Genomic DNA, 19260 nt, shown 5'->3' on the forward strand with positions numbered 1-19260 from the left:
GCGTTCTTCGGCGAGCATGCGCGCCGCGCCAATGCCCGGTCAGCGCTGCGTGAGCACCTGTGCGATGGCGTGCGCGACGGTGTCGACGTTGCGCGTGTTCAGGCCCGCGACGCACATGCGTCCCGAGCGCAGCACATAGACACCGTGCGTCTCGCGCAATGTGTCCGCCTGCGCGGCCGACAGGCCCGTGTATGTGAACATGCCGCGCTGCGCGATGTAGCGCGACAGTTTCTCGCCGGTCACGTGCGGTGCCAGACGCGCATGAATCTGCTCGCGCATCGCTGCGATGCGCGTGCGCATGCCGTCGAGTTCGGTCTGCCACGCACTGCGCAGCGACGGCGTCGTCAGCACTTGCGCAACGAGCCGCGCACCATGCGTCGGCGGATTGCTGTAGTTCGCGCGCACGGTGCCCATCAGCTGGCCGAACACACGCGAGGCTTCGTCTGCCGTGGCGCAAACCACCGACAACGCGCCGCAGCGCTCACCGTACAGCGAGAAGTTCTTCGAGAAGGAGTTGGCGACGACCGTCGGCACACCTGCGTCGGTCAGCGCGCGAACTGCGAAGGCGTCGGCGTCGAGCCCGTCGCCGAACCCCTGATACGCCATATCGACAAATGCGATGAGCCCGCGCTCGCGCAGCACCGGCACGAGTGCTTCCCACTGCGCCTGCGACAGGTCGACGCCGGTCGGGTTGTGGCAGCACGCATGCAGCAGCACGATGCTCTGCGGCGGCAGCGAGGACAGTTTGTCCATCATGGCGTCGAAGCGCAGGCCGCCAGTGGCGTCGTCGTAATAGGGGTAGGACTGCACCGGGAATCCGGCGCTCTCGAACACCACGCGATGGTTGTCCCAGCTCGGATCGCTGATCCAGAGGGTGCTCTCGGGGAAGTAGCGTTTCAGAAAATCGGCCCCGACACGCAACGCGCCGCCGCCGCCCAGCGTCTGCAAGGTGGCGATGCGCTGTTCGCGCCGTGCTGCGTTCTGATCCCCAAAGACGAGCGCTTGCACGGCGTCGCGGTACGCCGGGGTACCCGCCATCGGGAGATAGGGGCGCGGGCCAATGTCGGCGAGCACTGCCGACTCGGCATCGCGCACGGCCTGCATGACCGGCAGACGACCGTTGTCGTCGAAGTAGATGCCGATGGACAGGTTGACCTTGTGCTGGCGGGGATCCTGACCGAAGGCTTCGTTCAGGCTGAGGATGGGGTCGCCAGGATAGGCGTCGACATGGGAAAACATGAGGCTCGCTCCGTCTCGATCTTCGGTTCACGGGGGAATTTTGAAAATCGATTGTGGGCGACGCCCCTTTACGGAACAATCAATCGATTCTGGTCCATTCGTAAGTGAAACTTGATAATCGAAACGCCATGCCCCTGACCCGTGTCACGCTGCGCCAGTTCGAAGCACTGGTGGCCATCGCCGAATTGCATAGCTTTGCCGAGGCGGGCAATCGCCTGGGACTCACGTCCTCCGCCATCAGTCAGTTGGTCGCCGAGCTAGAGTCGGTACTCGGTTTTCGCATCTTCGACCGCACCACGCGGCGCGTCGCGCTTTCCAGCGCCGGGCGCGATTTTCTGGCGTCCGCCGAGTCGGTGCTGCGTTATGTGCAGGCGGCCGAGAAAACGGCCGACGACTTGCGCAACCGCGCCGCAGGCATCGTGCGTGTCGGTGCACCGCTGGTGCTGGCCAGCATGGCACTGCCCGCTGCGATTCGCGAATACGCCGCCTCGCGGCCGAAGGTTGTGGTGCGTGTGGTCGATACCCCCGTCGATGCGCTCATCGATCATGTCGCCAATGGCGATCTCGACATTGCCATCGGTCCGAATCGCGCGACGGGGGCGCATGTGGCCGGTACGCCCGCGTTCGATAGCCCGTGGGTGTTGTGGTGCGCGCCGGAGCATCCGCTTGCGCGTCGCAAGCGCGTGCGATGGACTGACCTGCGCGACACGCCGCTCGTCGCCGCCGGTCGCGATCACGAGCGCAGCGTCGCGCAGATGCGTCAGTCTGCGCCGCCCGACGCGCGCATCACGTCCATCGATGTCGTCGACAACGTGACGACGGCGCTCGGCGTCGCCTCGCAGGGATTGGCCGCGACGCTGACACCCGGCTATGTGGCGGCGCTTGCCCATCCGTTCGGTTTGCTGATGCGTCGTGTGATCTCGCCCGAAACGATTCGGCAAGTGTGTGTTTACCGACCGGTGTCGCGCGCGCCGTCGCCAGCGGCGGAAGGGTTCGCGCAATTTCTGCTGGAGTGGCTGCCGCAGTGGAATGCACGGATCATGGAGACCGCCAAGACGTGATTCACGACGTGGGCATGACGATGTCAGGCGCACCACATGCGCGAGAAAGCAACATTTCGGTAATTAAAATTACGAAAAGAAAACCGGATTCGATGATTTAAATAGTTAGTTCTCGATACGCGCTGAAATGTCGGCGTATCGATGCGTGAGCGTGTTGTAGTTTTCGATGCGATTGGTTTAGTGTTTACTCAAGCGTCCTCTGAGATGCTGCGCTTCCAATGCTTCGTATTGCTACTGATGTGTCTGCTTGACTCCATCCCCCAGGAGGTAGAGTGACTCACGCCAAGCACGAATGCTTACCCCGTCGCCGTTCCCTCGCGACGGCGGTTTCTCTGGTCTTTCTTCTCGCTGGTGCTGCCCACGCGCAGACCTATCCGCTGCCCGAAATCGTCTCCGGCACCACGCTCACTTACGAGCAGTATTACGACGGCAATGTCGTGCCGGTCGGTGTGATTCAGGGGAGTGTGACGATTCACCCTGTGCCGCCGTATCCGGCACAACTCGGCGGTGCCGGGATCTCGGTGTTTCGCGGCGCGAGCGTCACGATCAATCCGAATCTCGGTGTTCCCGGCGTCGTGGCGGTGACATCGGACTACCGCGCGGGTGCGCCGAACGACGCGCTTTACATCGCGAACGGCACCGTCAATATCGTGGCGAGTCAGGCGGGCGTGCTGCTGACCGGTGTCGGCGAGCAGGTGCACGGCGTCTACATGCCTGAATCGTCGCAAGGCAGCTCGGTACTGACCGGTGCCAATGTGACGATTGTGACCACGGGCCTGAAGGCCGACGGCATGCGCCCCTACGGCGCATCGTCGACCATCAATCTGAGCGACACGTCGATCACCGTGAACGGTCAGGACAGCTGGGGCGTGCGTTCCTGGGGCGGCAGCAACATCACGCTCACGAACTCGACGGTGACGTCGAACGGTGCGGTCGGTACGGGCACCGGGGCAGGCGCGGGCGGTGTGCAGGTGTACAACGGCTCTATCGCCAACATCAATGGCAACTCGACCATCACGACTGCGGTGGCAGGCAATCTCGGACTGAACGCAGAGTCGGGCGGCACGCTGAACACGAACACCGACCCCAACACACCCGGCACCGTGACCGTCAGCACGACCGGCGCGGGCAGCCACGCCGTGCGCATCGGTACGGCGAACGGCAATCTGAACCGGTTGAGTCTTTCGACCACGCAGAACTCGACCTACGGCTTGCTCGTGAACGGCACGTCGACCGTCACTGGATCGCAGGTCGCGGTGAACACGCAAGGCACCTCCGCCTATGGCATGTGGATCTCCGGCAGCACGACGGCCACGCTGAACGGCGGTTCGATCACCACGCAGGGACAAACGGCCTACGGTCTGCTTTCCGGCAGCGGCGCGGCGACGGTGAATCTCTCCGACTTCGCCATCGCCACGCACGGCACGCAGGCCTACGGCATTTATGGGTGGACGGGTAGCACGACCAACTTTGCCGGTGGCGCCATCACGACCGATCAGGCGAGCACTTACGGCATCTACGCCAACGCGGGGACGGTCAACCTGCTGCGTAGCAGCGCGACCGGCGCGGGGACCTCGATCACCACGGCTGGGACCAACGCGTACGCCGTGCGCATCCAGAACGGCGGCATATTCAATGCGACTGGCGCGACGATACGTAGCACAGGCGCTGGCACGGCGGCCATCGTGTTCGACGCCCCGCAGACGCTAAGCGGTGTCCTGATATCGGCCCCGACGCCGGGCCTGCCGACGCTGCCCGCGACGACCCCGTTGCTCCCGTCGTCCGATCCGGCACCGCCGTTCGCCATCGACACACCGGTCCCCGCTGCGCCGACGGATCTCGGCAGCGATGTTCCATCGCCCGCGCTGACCGCCGTGTCGCGCGCAGGCATCGCCGCCCCGTTGCGCGCGGGCGGCTACAACATGACCTTGCAGGACACGACGGTGACGTCGGACAACGGCGTCGCGTTGTGGATCTACGGCGGCATCGCCAACGTCAATCTGACGAACTCGACGCTGAGTGGCGGTGGTGGTGCGATCAATGCATCGGCCCGCTCCGGTTTGGGCGCGACGCTCAATCTCGACGCCAGCAACTCGACCATCACGGGACGTATTTACACGGACAGCAGCAGCACGTCGGTCGTGAACCTGAGCAACAACAGCGTCTGGCATGTGACGGCGTCGTCCAACGTCACCGAGCTGAACAATGCCAACAGCCTGATCGATTTTCCGGTGACGGCGTTGCTCACCTCCGCGCCGACCAGCCAGGGGTCGTATCGCAATGTGACGATCGGCAACGGGTACACCGGCGGTAGTGGCGCGGTCGCGCTCAACACGTATCTGAACGAAGGCGGCGCGCTGTCGAATCAGTACACCGACCGTCTGCTCATTCAGGGCAGCGCGATCGGCACGACGACGCTGCGTATCAGGCCGACGACGGGCAGCCCGGGCGCGCTGACGTCGCCCAGCGGGGTGATTACCAACAACGAAGGGATTTCGCTGGTGCAGGTGGCAGGGACATCGACGTTCAACGCGTTCAGTCTGCCGGGTGGCTACGTGGTCGCACCGAATTCGCCGTACGAATACCGGATCTACGCCTACGGTCCCGGTTCGGCACATGGGGCGGCCGACCCGACGCAGAACCTTGTCAGTACTGGCGCGGGATATTGGGACTACCGGTTGCAGAGCGCTTACGTGTCGCCTGGCGGTGGCGTCGACCCCGAGGAGCCGGGCAACCCCGGGGGCGGTGTCGACGAGCCGGTGCCCCCGGACGCGCGGCGCGAGGTGGCGCCGCAGGTGGCGTCTTATCTGAGCGCACCGGCGGCCTTCCTGCAAGCGGGGATGACGGATATCGATTCGTTGCACCGACGTCTGGGCGAAGTGCGCGACGACCGGATCCTCGGCCGCGATCGCGGACCGGGTGAGATGTTCATGCGCGGTTACGGCGGCAGCTTCAAGTACCGCTCCAACCAGAGCTTTCAGGCGTTCGGCTACGACATGAACGCCGACTACGGTGCGATTCAGATCGGCGGCAATCTCTTCAAGCATTTCACCGACAACGGCACGTGGCGCTTCGGTGCGGCCGGCTCGATGGGATGGCTGCATTACGAGCCGAACGCCATCGACGGACCGAGTACCACGCGCGCGAGCGTTTATCGTCTGTACGGCTATGGGACGTATCAGAGCCAGCAGGGCTGGTACGTGGACGGCATTGCGTCGGTCGGCTGGTTCAACGGGCGCACCACGACCGAGGCGCGCGGCGATGTCGCGCCGATGCGGGGCAATAGTTACGCGGCGTCCATCGAGGCCGGGTATCCGCTGGCGCTCGCGTATGGCATGAATCTCGAACCTCAGTTGCAGTTCGTCGGCCAGCACCTCGGCTTCGACAACGTGACCGATGCCGATGGACTCTCCGTCAACATCGGCTCACAGAACCAGTTCACCGGGCGGCTTGGCGTGCGGCTCACGCGTCCCTTCGATGTCAGCACCGGACGCATCACGCCGTACTTCGGGTTCGACGTCATCCACGCGTTCGTGGGCGGCACCAGCGTTCAGGTCAGCGACGCGATGTTCCAGACCGGAAGGTACGGCGATTCGATGATGTTCTCGCTGGGGGTGAACAGCGTGCAGGGCGCGAGCTTCTCGCTGTACGGTCGTGTGTCGTATCAGAAGAGCTTCGGCACGGGCGGCATGCGCGGCGTGCTGGTGAACGTTGGCGCGAAATACGCCTTCTGAGGCGCGAGCGGCGCACCCGTCGACGCAGTGTCGCCGGGTGCGGTGAACGTCGGAACTTAGCGACGCTTGGCGTCGGGCGACGGGAGTGCCGCGAGGTCTTCGCTCAGTTGCGCGCGCAACGTGGCGATGGCCGCAGTGGTGTCGGCGGGCTTCAATTCCTCACGCGCAATGGCCTCGCGCAAGTGGTGCCGCAGCATTGGATCGCGCGTTTGCGTCAGCGTCTCGCGATAGAACGGCAGGACGTTCTCCGGGTGGCCGCCGATGCGATAGAGATGCGCGATCTCCTCGGTGGTGCGAACCGCAGCGAAGCCCGGACCGCCGTGACCGGCCGGACCCATAGGGCCACGCGGTCCGGGGCCACCGAAATGCGGGCCCATGCCCGGCGGCGGTGGCGGCATCTCGCCCGGCGTAGCGGCTTGCGTGCGGGCAGGGGGCGGGGCGTCGGTGGCGGCCGCAGCGGGCAGGCTGACGCCGGTAGCCGTCAGCGCGAGCATCAGCGCAAGCCCGCTGACGGTCTTACGCATCGAAATCTTGATCATATGGACTCCATATCAAATGCGTTCACTGAATTGTCGAACGACGGGGCCAAGCGTAACGCGCCTCGAATGGCGGACAGCGGAGCGGTAACGACGTGTAAGGCGGCTAGCGGGTGTGAAGGTCGGTGCGGGTGGCTGGCGAAGACGATAGACGCCCGTGGTCGGCGCTTCTTTGAGGGGATGATGCGCACCGGAGTGCGGCGGTACACTGGCGCGGCTGCCCGGCAAACTTTGCGTGGGCGTTGTTGTCTATCTCGCCTCAGCGTTCGAGGAGCCTGTATGACCACCGAAGCCACCCAAGCCAACGAATCTGCCGCATCCACCGGCCATGCGCATCCAGCGAGCGTTACGTCGCTACGCAGCCCGGTCGACTTCTACGCCACGCTCACTCGCGTGATCGACACGCTTAAGCAGCACGGCATGACCATCTTCGCCGACATCGACCAGAGCGCGGCGGCGGCCTCGGCGGGGACATCGCTGCGTCCGACCCGGCTGGTGCTGTTCGGTAATCCGAAGGGCGGTACGCCCGTGATGGCCGCAAACCCCCACGCAGGACTGGAACTGCCATTGAAAGTGATGGTGTGGGCAGCGAGCGCCGACGACGTGCGGGTGGATTTCCTGAATCCCGGACCGTCGCTGAGCGCGCTGTACGGCATCGACTCCGCGCAAGTGGCGGGGTTCGGCGGTGTGGTGAAACTGCTGGAAGCGGCGCTCACGAAAGCGACGGGATGAGCATCAGTGGGTTCGGATGTCGAAACGACGTATAGCGCTGGACGGACGACACGCGTGATTTCTACGTCAGGAGGTCGCGGGGCGCATCGCGTGAGGAGGCTTCGAGCCTTATCTGGTGGGCTTTCCGACGCGCTGTGAATCGTCTCAAAAGTCCCTATACTGATTCGGCCTAACTGCGTCTGGCCAGTTCGAACGTGTCGAGTGGCCGCGCCCGATCCCCCGCGGGCGTTGTTCGATGTCAGGGCGCAGGCATTTCCCCCTTTTTGATGGAGCAACTTCCGTGTCGAACAGTCAATGGATCCGTGTTGAAACCGTGGATGGCGCCTTCGATGCCTATCTGGCATTGCCGCCGAATGGTAAGACGGCCAACGCCCAGGGCGTCGTGCTGGTGCAGGAAATCTTTGGCGTGAACGAGCACATTCGTGGCGTGGCCGATCAGTACGCGATGGACGGCTATGTGGTGCTCGCGCCGGACATTTTCTGGCGCTCGGCACCGCGCATCGAACTCGGCTACTCCGGTGACGACTGGGGCCGTGCGATGGAACTGCGCAAGGCGGTCGACGTCGAGAAAGCGGTGAAGGACGTCGAAGCGACGGTGAAAGCGCTGCGCGGCAAGCTGGATGCGGGGGCCAAGGTCGCTGCCATCGGCTACTGCTTCGGTGGTCTGCTGTCGTACCTGAGCGCTGCACGCGGTCTGGTCGACGCTGCCGTGCCGTACTACGGCGGCGGCATTCACAACTATCTGAGCGAAGCGGCCAACCTCGACGTGCCAACGCAGTTCCACTATGGCGCGCTCGACAGCCACATCACGCCGGACATCGTCACGCAGGTGAGCGAAGCCGTGAAGTCGCGTCCGAACACCGAAGTGTTCGTGTACCCGAACGCCGATCACGGCTTCAATTGCTGGTCGCGCGAGTCGTACCACCAGCCGTCGGCCGCGCTGGCCCACGGCCGTGCGCTCGAATTCCTGGCGAAGTCGTTCGCGAAGTAAGGCGTTGTTTTCCCCTCGATGGCCATGTGCGGCCATCGAGTCGGTCAACGCAAAGAAGCCCGCCGATGCGGGCTTCTTCGTTTTCGTACGTCCTGCTTCATCGACCTACTTCCGACCTGCCGTCGGCTTTTAGCGGGTGGCGTCCCGGCTAAAAAAGCCCGTCGCCGAAGCGACGGGCAAAGTCCTGTGCGTCGAACCGCTACGCACAGCGACAGGAGTCTTAGGTCGGGAAAGACCGGAGATCACACTGAGCACCGGCAACCGGTGCGTCGTTATGCGCAGAACGCGCGCCGCGCCGCGGCCTCTCGTCAGGCAAGAGGTCCGCAGCGCGGCGAGTTACATTACGAACCGAAGTAGGTCGTGCCGGCACGTTGCTGGCCGCCCACCGAACCCATCGTGATCGGGGCGCTGGCTGCAACCGGCTGTGCGCTCGGCGCTGCCTTCGGGTAGACGGCGTCGTGTTGCACCACGAGACCGGCTTGCTGCGCCTGAACGAGTTCTTCACGAACCTGGGCGCGGCTCAGGGCGCTGGTTTGCGGAACCCACGAGAATTCCGAGGGGCCGTCGAATGCATCGCTGGCGAAAGCCGAACCGGCCGAAACAGCCAGCATTGCAGAAACCAGAGCCGAAGTAATAAGGGTGCGCTTCATGATATTTCTCCTGTCTTTTGAAGGGGGCGATGTTCAATTCATCGTCGACAGTTGAAGTGTATTAATGCGACCCTTCGCGATAAAGGCGACTTATTACAAGCAACTATTGCTTAAATAGAAATAATCGTTCGGACCTTATAGGAGACACCCGATGCTCTATCTCTGGATCAAGGCGGTGCACCTGATCGCCGTCATCACGTTCATTGCGGGGCTTGTGACGATGGCGCTGGGCGGGCGTCTGGCGCAGCCCGAGTGGCGTCGCGTGGCGCGACGGGCGGACTACGCACTCGCGTCACCGGCATTGATCGTGGTGTGGATCACGGGGCCGACGCTCGCCATCATGGCCAACTGGTGGCACGCCCCCTGGCTCATGGCCAAGCTTGTGTTCGTGATCGTCGTGTCTGCATTACACGGTCGGCTGTCGGCCACGTTGCGACGTCTGGAGCGCGACGGGGGCACGCAGCCACCCGCCGTGTTCGGACGTGCGCTGCCCGTCACCCTCATTTCCATGGCGATCATCGTCGCGCTCGTGATCGTGAAACCGTTCTGAGCGGTGCGAGGATTGCAATGACGCGGTAAGGGATTCGACCCGGATTCGGCCGGGTTGGGGCTTGGTAGGGGCGTGTGGGCGGTGTTACGCTGACGACGTCGCCAAATACGTCCCAAATTTCGCCTTTTTTGAGGCTTGGTCCCAATGCCGATCACCAGTGCGATACCCCTGGAGTTTCAGGCTCACGACCGCCCTGTCGGCGCGTTGGCGAAAGATTACCCCGATGGCCATGTAGTGCGCCCTCACAGTCATCGACGCGCGCAATTGATGTATGCGAGCGCCGGTATTCTGGAAGTCCGCACCGATACGTCGTTTTGGGTGATTCCGCCGCAGCGCGCGTTGTGGATTCCGGCTAACGTCACGCATGAAGTGCGCATGCGCGGCAAGGTGGAGATGCGCACGATCTATGTCGATGTCGAACGACTCGGCATGGCAGCCTCCGAGGTGCCCGTCGTCATTCGTGTCTCGGCACTGCTGCGCGAGCTGATTCTGCGTGCGATGACGTTGCCGCCCGACTGGTCGACGCAGGGCAAGGATGCGCTCGTAGTTGCGTTGCTGCTCGAAGAGGTCGAGTGGAAAAGCGATTCGCCGCTCCACCTGCAGGTGCCGCGCGATGCGCGTTTGCGCAAGATCTTCGACACCTATCTGACAACACCCGCCGACCCCCGCAGTCTTCAGGACTGGGCCGTGGAGGTGGGGGCATCGAGCCGTACGCTGGAGCGTCGCTTCATGACGGAGTTCGGTTTGCCGTTCCGGGAGTGGCGTCAGCAGATGCGCTTGCTGGGTGCGTTGCCGTTGCTGGGAGCCGGGCGGCCCATCACGCAAGTGGCGCTCGAAGTCGGTTACGACACGCCGAGCGCCTTTTCCACCATGTTCCGCCGCTTTATGGGCGTGACGCCAAGCGAGTACCTGACGCGCGCCCGCGGCCCGGAGTGAGCCAGTGCATGGCGTCCCACATGTCGTCGTAGACCGGGACGCCTTCGTCGAGCAGCGGCGAGCGCTGACGTTTCGAGCCGATGCCGACGAAGTCGATGCCGAGCTTGCGCGCGACCTTCAGATCCCACATCCCGTCGCCAATCGAGACCACCGCCCGCGGGCGCGTAATCCCGTAGCCCGCCTGCGCCCGTTTGATCGCCTCGGCCACCAACTGGTCGCGTGAGCTGTATTCGGACGCTGTGATGAGCATCGCATCCGTGTAATCGATGGCGACGGAGCGCAGCTTGCGGTGACTGACCTGCCGGATGCCGCCCGTGGCGAACACCACACCCCAGCGCGAGCGGTGCGCGGCCTCGACGAAGGCGCGCGCACCGGGGATCTCGGCCAGCCCGTGCGCATTGAGCAAGGCGGTGAAGCGCTCGTCGATTTCATGCTCGAAGCGGGCAAGATCGTGCGGCTGCGGCAAGGCGCGGCCGTTCTCGGCGTGGGCGTGAATCAGGATGCCGGTGTCGGTGTGATGCGGATAACTTCCCCAGTCGGTGTTCAATTCATCGAACGCCAGCGATTCCATCGCACCAAGCAAGGCGCGTTGATGGATGCGCACCGAGTCGGTCAGCGTACCGTCGACATCGAGGACCAAAATACTGTCTTTCTCGAAACTTGCCTGCATGGCGGGTAGTGGACTCGTGTCAGGGCGGAGTGGGGGAGCTGCCGCCGAAATGTGGGAGTGTACGAATTCGCCAGAGTAAGTAAAACGTGCCGAGTGACAGTGGCTACGCCTGATGCGACAGATCGGGCTACGGGAAATGATAGCTTGACGTCATCCCGTCATTTTCCGAAGCGGGGTCGGCCAAGCTGGCGGTACTTCCGATCCAACTGCTCAAGCATCGCGACGGCCTTGGCCATGTCATCGAGCGACACGCTATTGCTACGCGACGTACGGCGCTTAGGCAGAGGGCCGGGAGGTTCGATGGCTTGCGTTGCTTCTGCCGCTTCTGCGGGTGTCAGGGGCATCGCGGGTGCCGGCTCGGGCGCGCGGCGCGAGCGCATCATTTCCGACGATGTCGACTCGCTCTGTGGGGCGTCGCGATGCTCCGCGTCCGGAGGCGCCTCTTGCCCGCGCTGCGCGCAGAGCGGTTGCCTGACGTCGGCGTGCGATATCGGTGCGAGCGACTCACGGGTCGCGCCGTAGGCGAAGTCGTGATAACGCCGATGTCCGTCATGAAGATGCTTCGCGAGGGTCCGGACGAGATTGGGGCGTCGCAGCTCAGCATGCATCGGTAACGGCGTTGCATCGAAATTCCCGGGGATGTCGCCGAACAACTGCTGCTGGTGCCGGGCGGCGTGGGTTTTGACGTCCTGATCGACCCATTCGACCGTATCCGGCGTGGCCAGTGAGACGAACAGGAGCAACTGCCGGTCAGGGGCAGGAATGCGAATGTACGCGCCTAGCGTGGCGCGTTGGATCTCCGGTGCACCCAGAGGCAGACGCAGATCGGCCTGTTGGAAGGGGATGTCGATGCCATGCCGCCGGGCTTCCGGCACGCTCGTGACCAACCGCGTCACCGATAACTGCGGAATTTCGATATAGGCCCCGGCGTCCTTCAGCAGACGTCCCATGCCGGGCAACAACTGGTTCAGCCGCTTAGTCAGGCGCTGCTCGATGGAGCGAACGGAATATTGGCCTCGCGACTCCGCAGCACGGGCCCTGGAGAATTCGCGTTCCAATGTCGCGCTGTTACGCCGCTCACGCGACAGGGTGTTGCGCATCTCCGGTCCCAATGACGCCTCACAGCCCGCGAGCAGCAGACGGCTTGCGTCGACGTCGACACGAACGTTAGGGGGCAGATCGAGCAGGCAATTCTGTGCATCGTCGCGCGCACCGACAACGCACACCGGCCGCACGTCGGCCAGCCGCTGCGCGAAGACGCGAGCCCGTGTGACCGGCGGTTGCGACCAATTGGAGGTCGCGGTGTTTTGTTCGACGCGCCAGTCCCGGACGACCGGCGCGATCATGGTGGACGAGATCGGCGCGGACGTGGCGCGTGTCAGGTCGGTTGCGACGCTTAGCGTGTGGGCTTGTACGTGCAGTCCCGGGAGCGCCTTGGCTGCGCTTGCGGCCGACGTCAGCCAATCGGACATTGAGGTGAGGATCATCGTCACTCCAGTTGAGGTCACGGGGATTTCCGTGAACCGGAGTATTCCTGCTGAGGCAAATCGGATTGTCGTGTTGAGGCCGGGATGTTTGCAGATGCGGATCGGCGCTTTCGCCGCGCATGCACGACGTCGGCGCCGACCATCCGGTGGAGCCCCTCGTCGGGGGCGGCGCATGGTGGCCGTCAGGCGCTCTGCTCCTTGTCCATCCAGCGACGCATGCGCTCGAAGACCTGTGCCCGTTGTCGGGGACTGAGGCCGTCGAACGTGCCCGCGTCACATAGCGCCTGACGGGCGTTGCGGTGACTGTTCCGGGCGACGCGCTCCCGTGGACCGGCTGCGGCGAACCGGTAGTAGCGCTTCACGCCGTTGTGCAGGTATCTGGCCAGCGTCTGTTCGATGCTGCCCTTGCGGGGAATGGTGTGAAAGGTGGTGGCTTCGGGGGATTCCGCCAGATAGTTGGGACGGTGACCGAACGTATGCCCGGAGTGACGAAAGAAGTGTTCATGCAGGGCCCGGAATTCGACCTGAGAATCGGGATACGGTCCCGAATCGGCAAGCCATTCCTCGTAGCTGTTATCTGCTGGCGGACGCGACGGTCGGATGTCGTCGATGAGGTAGAAACCCGCAAGCGAAACGATGAACGGCTGCACGGGGTGATCCTTCGGTGGCACGACATACGCGCCCAGCATGGCGTTGCGAAGGAAGCCAGGCCCGTCCATCACGAGCGAGGTGGCATCGGGAGGATTCGGTTTCACGCCATTGCGGCGGGCCTCGTCAACGCCGGAGTAGAAGCGATGAAAACTGTGACGTGGCACCACGATCTTGGTTTCGCTCAGGCGAAACGCCTGCTGGACGTTGGCCGGCATGGCGCGAAGCGCGTCTTTGATCTGCGTCTCCAATGTCGCAATCGAATACTTGCCACGTAAGTCGCGGCTGTATTGCTTTCGATACGCTCGTGCGAGTTGCCAGGCTTCGCGGTCCGTGCTGGCCAGCTCGCACGCAATCGCCGGTGGCAGAGACCGGCTGCATCCCGACTCGATCATGCGGCTGACCGGCACGATGCTCGGCTCGCCTGGGGGCAGGTCGAGCAGGCAGTTCTTTCGGTCGTCGTGGTTACCGACGACGCACACGTCGACCAGATCCGCCAATCGGCTTTTCAGGAAATGGTGATAGGTCTGCGGTTCGAGCCCGATCGTCGGCAAAACCGGTTTGGGTACCTCGCGTGTTACGTGGGGGCATCGCGAGCCGGACGTGATATTGCGTGCGCTCTCGAAGGTCTGGCCGGGGCGATCCCCCGCTCCGGCGAACCATGTCAGGCCGCTCGCCGCCGCCAACACCTGCGTCGCAATATGGCTGATGTGCATGCGCTTGCTCCGGTAGATGGCGCGCGCAACACGGCGCGCCCGACCGGACTTTGCGCGAGCCCGTTGGCGTGGGCTTCTGCCGCGCGTGCTGACCCTGTCGGTATCGGGACGGAAGCAGGACGGAATCAGGGGCAGGGGCAATGCGCCCCGTGCCCGCTGCCAACGGCAAGTCTCAGACGATCGCGGCGCGCAGGCTCGGCGGCGCTTCGCGCAGCAGCGACCGGAGACGCTTGAGCGCACTCGCCAGACGCTCCGGATCACGCACGCCACCCAGTGAGATGCGGATCGCGTTGGGCGCATCGGGCGACAGGCAGAAGGCGTCCGCAGGCGTGACGGCGAGTCCCTCGGCGCGGGCGGCCATCGTCAGTTCGCGGGCCGTCCACGGGGCGGGCAACTCATGCCAGAGGTGGATGCCCTGAATCGACGGGGCGTTCGCGTCCCCCAGAATCTCGGCAGCGATGGCCTGACGCTGCGCGGCGGCTTCCTTCACACCGTCCATGAGACGGTCGGCCGTGCCGTCGTGGATCCATTGCGTTGCCAATCCCGCCATCAACGGCGGCGCCATCAACGCGAACGAATGCAGCGTACTGAGGAAGACGTCGCGCTTGCGTCCGTCTGCCAGACGGACATACGCGGTGCGAAGGCCCGGCGTCAGACATTTCGACAGCGTGGACACATAGTGCACGCGATGCGGCGAGAGGCGGGCGAGCGGCGGCGGGGCGTCCGGCATCAAACGCCAGTAAGGATCGTCTTCGATGAGCGTCAGATCGAGCTTGTCCGCCACGGCGAGCAGTTCCTTGCGGCGGCGCTCGGGCATCGTACGCGTGGTCGGGTTCTGCAGCGTGGGGTTCAGATAGACGAGGCGCGCGCGGTGCTGGCGGGCGGCAGCGGCCAGCGCATCGGGGAGCATGCCGTCGGCGTCGGCGGCAACGCCCTCCAGACGGCGGCCGAGCGAGCGTGCCGCGCTGCGTACCCCTGGGTAGACGATCGGCTCACACAACACCGTTTCGTCCCGTTCGGTCTCGGTGAGCAGCAATGCCGCCAGCGTGGCCTGTGCACCGGGGCAGACAAGCACGTCCGTCGGGTCGAGGGTGCCGAGCATGGGCGCGAGCCAGAGCGTACCGGCCTGACGGTCGGCAACGCCTCCGTCCCCCAATTGGTACGCCATGAGCATCGAGGCATCGGTATGCCGCAGGACTTCGTCGATCCCCTTTTGCAACAACTCGCCAAGGAACTGCCCGGCCGGTGCGGGCGGAATGTTCATGCCCAGATCCAGCACCTGATCGAGCGCCACGCGCGGCTTGCTGACGAAAGTGCCGAGCGGGCCGCGTCCCTCGATGGCGCTCCGGTCGCGCGCCCGGTTGTAGGCGCGCGTGACCGTAGTGAAGTCGATGCCCAGCCACGACGCCAGCTCGCGTTGCGCGGGCAGGCGGTCGCCGGGGCGCAGGCGGCCGTCCGCGACCGACTGCTCGATGAAACTCGCCAGTCTCAGATAACGGGGGCCTTTGCCCGCGGTGAGTGCAGGTTTCCAGAAGGTGGCGCGAAGCGTGTCGTGAGAAGTGTCCATAGCGATGTCGGTGTTATGTATGGAAATTCGTACGTAAATCAGCTTTGTATGCAGTGTAGTTTGCATACATGTGAGTCGCAAGTCTTGAATTTGGGAGGGGGAGACGCATCTTGAGGCGGTGCCTGCGGCGGCGTGATCCGTGGTGACGAAGACCATGATCGTTAACAATCAACGACTTACGGCGAGAATTTGCGCGAGAGTGCGTTGACACTTGCCAAGAGCGGGGGTATAGTCGCAGGCTCCGGTTTTTCCGGCGGCATGCCCGTGCCTAATGCAAAGTGCTTATGCATCAAGCGTTTAGATGCGGGCTATCCGCAAGAGCAGCCGGGGAGTACGCAGTAAAGTCGCATGACGGCCCGCCTTGGCTTTCATGCTTTTGACACGTTTAGGAAATCACAATGCCAACGATTAACCAATTGGTCCGCAAGCCGCGCACCTCTGCTCAAATCAAGAGCAAGAGCCCGGCCCTGCAGGACTGCCCGCAGCGTCGCGGCGTGTGCACCCGTGTGTACACCACGACGCCGAAGAAGCCGAACTCCGCACTGCGTAAGGTTGCCAAGGTGCGCCTGACGAACGGTTTCGAAGTCATTTCGTACATCGGCGGTGAAGGCCACAACCTGCAGGAACACTCGGTCGTGCTGATTCGCGGCGGTCGTGTGAAGGACTTGCCGGGTGTGCGTTACCACATGGTGCGCGGTAGCCTCGACACGCAAGGCGTCAAGGACCGTAAGCAAGCCCGTTCGAAGTACGGCGCGAAGCGTCCGAAGGCCTAAGCGGCTTAGCGGATATACGTTCGGTGATGGTGGTACATCGTCACTGAGTAAGTGGTCACTCGGCCAACGAATGGCTAGTAGGTGGCCTGGAGCTCTGCTCCAACTGAATTGATTAAGGAAGAAATCATGCCGCGTCGTCGCGAAGTCCCCAAGCGCGAAGTGTTGCCCGATCCGAAGTTCGGCAACGTTGAAGTCGCTAAATTCATGAACGTGCTCATGCTTGCCGGCAAGAAGTCGGTTGCAGAGCGCATCGTTTATGGTGCTTTCGAGCAGATCCAAACCAAGGCGGGCAAGGATCCGCTGGAAGTCTTCAACACGGCTCTCGGTAACGTGAAGCCGGTGGTTGAAGTCAAGAGCCGCCGCGTTGGCGGTGCAAACTATCAAGTTCCGGTCGAAGTGCGTCCGTCGCGTCGTATGGCATTGGCGATGCGTTGGTTGCGTGAGGCCGCGAAGAAGCGTAGCGAGAAGTCGATGGCTCTGCGCCTGGCTGGTGAGCTGATTGAAGCCTCGGAAGGTCGTGGCGGCGCCATGAAGAAGCGTGACGAAGTTCACCGCATGGCTGAAGCCAACAAGGCCTTCTCGCACTTCCGCTTCTGACGCTGGCAAGCAGTACCTAGAGCAGAAACCGGGGCGGGTGCGCATGAGAAATTGCGCCTCGCCCGTTTGTGTTAGTAGCCCCCTCAAAAATGGCGGCTACATTGAAAGAGGCTTAAAGTGGCTCGTACAACCCCTATCGAGCGCTACCGCAACATCGGTATTAGCGCTCACATCGACGCAGGTAAAACCACGACGACCGAGCGCATTTTGTTCTACACCGGTGTGAACCACAAAATCGGTGAAGTGCACGATGGCGCGGCGACGATGGACTGGATGGAGCAGGAACAAGAGCGCGGCATCACGATTACGTCGGCTGCCACGACCTGCTTCTGGTCCGGCATGGCCAACAACTATCAAAAGCACCGCATCAACATCATCGACACCCCGGGTCACGTCGACTTCACGATTGAAGTCGAGCGCTCGATGCGTGTTCTCGATGGCGCGTGCATGGTGTATTGCGCTGTGGGTGGCGTGCAGCCCCAGTCGGAAACCGTGTGGCGTCAGGCCAACAAGTACGGCGTGCCGCGTCTGGCGTTCGTCAACAAGATGGACCGTACCGGCGCGAACTTCTTCAAGGTCTACGACCAGTTGAAGAACCGTCTGAAGGCCAACCCGGTGCCGGTGGTGGTGCCGATCGGCGCTGAAGAAAACTTCAAGGGCGTGGTCGACCTCATCAAGATGAAGGCGATCATTTGGGACGAAGCTTCGCAAGGCATGAAGTTCGACTACGTCGACATTCCGGCCGAGCTGCAAGCAGACGCCCAGAAGTGGCGCGAAGGCATGGTCGAGGCCGCTGCCGAGTCGAGCGAAGAGATGATGAACAAGTACCTCGAAGAGGGTGACCTCTCCGAAGCTGACATCATCAAGGGCATTCGTCACCGTACCATCGAGTGCGAAATCCAGCCGATGCTGTGCGGTACCGCGTTCAAGAACAAGGGTGTGCAGCGTATGCTGGACGCCGTGGTCGACTTCCTGCCGTCGCCGGTGGACATTCCGCCGGTCACGGGCACGAATGACAAGGAACAGCCGGTCGAGCGCCGTGCTTCGGACGACGAGAAGTTCTCGTCGCTGGCGTTCAAGATCATGACGGACCCGTTCGTTGGTCAGTTGGCGTTCTTCCGCGTCTATTCGGGCGTGGTGAACAAGGGCGACACGGTGCTGAACTCGGTCAAGGAAAAGAAGGAACGCCTGGGCCGTATTCTGCAGATGCACGCGAACCAGCGTGAAGAAATTGACGAAGTGCGTGCGGGTGACATCGCCGCTGCTGTCGGTCTGAAGGATGTGACGACCGGTGACACGCTGTGCGATCCGTCGGCACCGATCGTGCTCGAACGCATGGTGTTCCCGGAGCCGGTGATTTCGCAGGCTGTCGAGCCGAAGACCAAGGTCGACCAGGAAAAGATGGGCATCGCCCTGAACCGCCTGGCGCAGGAAGATCCGTCGTTCCGCGTGCAGACCGATGAAGAATCGGGTCAGACCATCATTTCGGGTATGGGCGAGCTCCACCTCGAAATTCTGGTCGATCGCATGAAGCGCGAATTCGGCGTGGAAGCCAACATCGGCGCTCCGCAGGTTGCCTACCGCGAAACCATTCGCGCGACGGCTGCCGATGTGGAAGGCAAGTTCGTCAAGCAGTCGGGCGGTCGCGGCCAGTTCGGTCACGCTGTCATTACGCTTGAGCCGAGCGAGCAAGGCGCTGGTTACAAGTTCTTCGACGAAATCAAGGGTGGTGTGATTCCGCGTGAATACATTCCGGCCGTTGATAAGGGTATCCAGGACACGCTCAAGAGCGGTGTGCTCGCTGGCTTCCCGGTCGTCGACGTGACGGTCCACCTGACGTTCGGTTCGTACCACGATGTGGACTCGAACGAAAACGCGTTCCGTATGGCTGGTTCGATGGCTTTCAAGGAAGCTATGCGCCGTGCCAAGCCGGTCATCCTCGAGCCGATGATGGCCGTGGAAGTGGAAACGCCGGAAGACTACATGGGTAACGTGATGGGCGACTTGTCGAGCCGTCGCGGCATTATCCAGGGCATGGACGACATGGTCGGCGGCGGCAAGATCGTGCGCGCTGAAGTCCCGCTGTCGGAAATGTTCGGCTATTCGACGTCGCTGCGTTCGGCTACGCAAGGCCGCGCCACGTACACGATGGAGTTCAAGCACTACGCTGAAGCTCCGAAGAACGTGAGCGAAGCCATCATCAGCAACAAGAGCAAGTAATTCATTTGTAGGGTGTCCGCATCATCCGGTGCGGCACCCGACACACTGTTTAATCGTCTATTCAGTATCTGAGGATTCGGAAATGGCAAAGGAAAAATTCGAGCGGACTAAGCCGCACGTGAACGTCGGTACCATTGGCCACGTTGACCATGG

16 protein-coding genes and 1 pseudogene are annotated in these 19260 nt (G+C 63.0%); 10 read left to right on the forward strand and 7 right to left on the reverse strand.

Annotated features, from left to right (window positions below; all coding sequences use genetic code 11):
* Positions 1–39: 39 nt before the first annotated feature.
* A complete protein-coding gene (locus PCO31010_RS26090; protein ID WP_150666812.1) occupies positions 40–1239 on the reverse strand; it encodes an amino acid aminotransferase in 1200 nt (399 codons plus the stop codon).
* Positions 1240–1367: 128 nt separating this feature from the next.
* Between PCO31010_RS26090 and PCO31010_RS26095 the strand changes: the two genes are divergently transcribed.
* Positions 1368–2300 (forward strand): LysR family transcriptional regulator, encoded by a 933-nt coding sequence (locus PCO31010_RS26095; RefSeq protein WP_150666813.1) that lies wholly within the window; start codon positions 1368–1370, stop codon positions 2298–2300.
* Between the two features lie 272 nt (positions 2301–2572).
* Positions 2573–6034 (forward strand): autotransporter family protein, encoded by a 3462-nt coding sequence (locus PCO31010_RS26100; protein ID WP_150666814.1) that lies wholly within the window; start codon positions 2573–2575, stop codon positions 6032–6034.
* A gap of 56 nt (positions 6035–6090) precedes the next feature.
* On the opposite strand, the gene PCO31010_RS26105 is transcribed toward PCO31010_RS26100, so the two are convergent.
* Positions 6091–6573 (reverse strand): hypothetical protein, encoded by a 483-nt coding sequence (locus PCO31010_RS26105; protein ID WP_150666815.1) that lies wholly within the window; start codon positions 6571–6573, stop codon positions 6091–6093.
* Positions 6574–6849: 276 nt separating this feature from the next.
* On the opposite strand from PCO31010_RS26105, the gene PCO31010_RS26110 reads away from it, so the two are divergent.
* Both PCO31010_RS26110 and PCO31010_RS26115 read left to right on the forward strand, forming a co-directional pair.
* Positions 6850–7302, forward strand: coding sequence for a DUF302 domain-containing protein (locus PCO31010_RS26110; protein WP_150666816.1), 453 nt, complete (start codon positions 6850–6852; stop codon positions 7300–7302).
* Between the two features lie 235 nt (positions 7303–7537).
* A complete protein-coding gene (locus PCO31010_RS26115) occupies positions 7538–8293 on the forward strand; it encodes a dienelactone hydrolase family protein (RefSeq protein ID WP_150666817.1) in 756 nt (251 codons plus the stop codon).
* Positions 8294–8634: 341 nt separating this feature from the next.
* Here PCO31010_RS26115 and PCO31010_RS26120 read toward each other — a convergent pair whose 3' ends face one another.
* Positions 8635–8943, reverse strand: a complete 309-nt coding sequence (locus tag PCO31010_RS26120) for a DUF4148 domain-containing protein (protein WP_150666818.1) — start codon at positions 8941–8943, stop codon at positions 8635–8637.
* A 151-nt stretch (positions 8944–9094) separates the two neighbouring features.
* Here PCO31010_RS26120 and PCO31010_RS26125 point away from each other — a divergent pair, with 151 nt between their 5' ends.
* Together PCO31010_RS26125 and PCO31010_RS26130 are read left to right on the forward strand one after the other, a co-directional pair.
* Complete coding sequence (locus PCO31010_RS26125; protein ID WP_150666819.1) at positions 9095–9493, forward strand: CopD family protein; 399 nt, start codon at positions 9095–9097, stop codon at positions 9491–9493.
* A 144-nt stretch (positions 9494–9637) separates the two neighbouring features.
* Positions 9638–10429 carry an AraC family transcriptional regulator gene (locus PCO31010_RS26130; RefSeq protein WP_150666820.1) on the forward strand — a complete coding sequence of 264 codons (792 nt, stop codon included), beginning with the start codon at positions 9638–9640 and terminating at the stop codon, positions 10427–10429.
* Here the strand turns inward: PCO31010_RS26130 and PCO31010_RS26135 are convergent.
* The 4 genes from PCO31010_RS26135 to PCO31010_RS26150 all read right to left on the reverse strand — a co-directional run bounded on the left by PCO31010_RS26135 (position 10377) and on the right by PCO31010_RS26150 (position 15517).
* Positions 10377–11099, reverse strand: coding sequence for an HAD family hydrolase (locus tag PCO31010_RS26135; RefSeq protein ID WP_150578287.1), 723 nt, complete (start codon positions 11097–11099; stop codon positions 10377–10379). The two genes, PCO31010_RS26130 and PCO31010_RS26135, sit on opposite strands and share 53 nt — an antisense overlap.
* A gap of 158 nt (positions 11100–11257) precedes the next feature.
* Positions 11258–12586 (reverse strand): hypothetical protein, encoded by a 1329-nt coding sequence (locus PCO31010_RS26140; RefSeq protein WP_150666821.1) that lies wholly within the window; start codon positions 12584–12586, stop codon positions 11258–11260.
* A 182-nt stretch (positions 12587–12768) separates the two neighbouring features.
* On the reverse strand, positions 12769–13950 hold the full coding sequence (locus PCO31010_RS26145; RefSeq protein WP_150666822.1) for a hypothetical protein: 1182 nt from the start codon (positions 13948–13950) through the stop codon (positions 12769–12771).
* Between the two features lie 172 nt (positions 13951–14122).
* Positions 14123–15517 carry an aminotransferase-like domain-containing protein gene (locus tag PCO31010_RS26150; RefSeq protein ID WP_150666823.1) on the reverse strand — a complete coding sequence of 465 codons (1395 nt, stop codon included), beginning with the start codon at positions 15515–15517 and terminating at the stop codon, positions 14123–14125.
* A 398-nt stretch (positions 15518–15915) separates the two neighbouring features.
* On the opposite strand from PCO31010_RS26150, the gene rpsL reads away from it, so the two are divergent.
* The 4 genes and pseudogenes from rpsL to PCO31010_RS27240 form a co-directional block, all read left to right on the forward strand.
* The gene (gene rpsL / locus PCO31010_RS26155; RefSeq protein WP_010804142.1) at positions 15916–16290 is read left to right on the forward strand and encodes a 30S ribosomal protein S12; all 375 of its coding nucleotides are present in this window, start codon (positions 15916–15918) and stop codon (positions 16288–16290) included.
* 126 nt (positions 16291–16416) lie between these two features.
* Positions 16417–16887: a 30S ribosomal protein S7 gene (rpsG, locus tag PCO31010_RS26160; RefSeq protein WP_023593821.1), complete on the forward strand. Its 471-nt coding sequence runs from the start codon at positions 16417–16419 to the stop codon at positions 16885–16887.
* A 117-nt stretch (positions 16888–17004) separates the two neighbouring features.
* Entirely contained in the window at positions 17005–19107 is a 2103-nt protein-coding gene (fusA, locus tag PCO31010_RS26165) for an elongation factor G (RefSeq protein ID WP_150666824.1), read from the forward strand.
* 82 nt (positions 19108–19189) lie between these two features.
* A pseudogene (locus PCO31010_RS27240) lies at positions 19190–19260 on the forward strand (GTP-binding protein); the annotation flags it as partial.

Source organism: Pandoraea commovens, assembly GCF_902459615.1.
GTDB classification, from domain to species: Bacteria; Pseudomonadota; Gammaproteobacteria; order Burkholderiales; family Burkholderiaceae; genus Pandoraea; species Pandoraea commovens.

Coding starts and splice junctions, on each gene's coding strand:
- PCO31010_RS26110 (WP_150666816.1), top strand. CDS start 6,850: ATGACCACCGAAGCCACCCAAGCCAACGAATCTGCCGCATCCACCGGC.
- PCO31010_RS26145 (WP_150666822.1), bottom strand. CDS start 13,950: ATGCACATCAGCCATATTGCGACGCAGGTGTTGGCGGCGGCGAGCGGC.
- PCO31010_RS26090 (WP_150666812.1), bottom strand. CDS start 1,239: ATGTTTTCCCATGTCGACGCCTATCCTGGCGACCCCATCCTCAGCCTG.
- rpsL (WP_010804142.1), top strand. CDS start 15,916: ATGCCAACGATTAACCAATTGGTCCGCAAGCCGCGCACCTCTGCTCAA.
- PCO31010_RS26125 (WP_150666819.1), top strand. CDS start 9,095: ATGCTCTATCTCTGGATCAAGGCGGTGCACCTGATCGCCGTCATCACG.
- PCO31010_RS26135 (WP_150578287.1), bottom strand. CDS start 11,099: ATGCAGGCAAGTTTCGAGAAAGACAGTATTTTGGTCCTCGATGTCGAC.
- PCO31010_RS26105 (WP_150666815.1), bottom strand. CDS start 6,573: ATGATCAAGATTTCGATGCGTAAGACCGTCAGCGGGCTTGCGCTGATG.
- PCO31010_RS26095 (WP_150666813.1), top strand. CDS start 1,368: ATGCCCCTGACCCGTGTCACGCTGCGCCAGTTCGAAGCACTGGTGGCC.
- PCO31010_RS26130 (WP_150666820.1), top strand. CDS start 9,638: ATGCCGATCACCAGTGCGATACCCCTGGAGTTTCAGGCTCACGACCGC.
- PCO31010_RS26115 (WP_150666817.1), top strand. CDS start 7,538: ATGTCAGGGCGCAGGCATTTCCCCCTTTTTGATGGAGCAACTTCCGTG.
- PCO31010_RS26120 (WP_150666818.1), bottom strand. CDS start 8,943: ATGAAGCGCACCCTTATTACTTCGGCTCTGGTTTCTGCAATGCTGGCT.
- PCO31010_RS26150 (WP_150666823.1), bottom strand. CDS start 15,517: ATGGACACTTCTCACGACACGCTTCGCGCCACCTTCTGGAAACCTGCA.
- rpsG (WP_023593821.1), top strand. CDS start 16,417: ATGCCGCGTCGTCGCGAAGTCCCCAAGCGCGAAGTGTTGCCCGATCCG.
- PCO31010_RS26140 (WP_150666821.1), bottom strand. CDS start 12,586: ATGATCCTCACCTCAATGTCCGATTGGCTGACGTCGGCCGCAAGCGCA.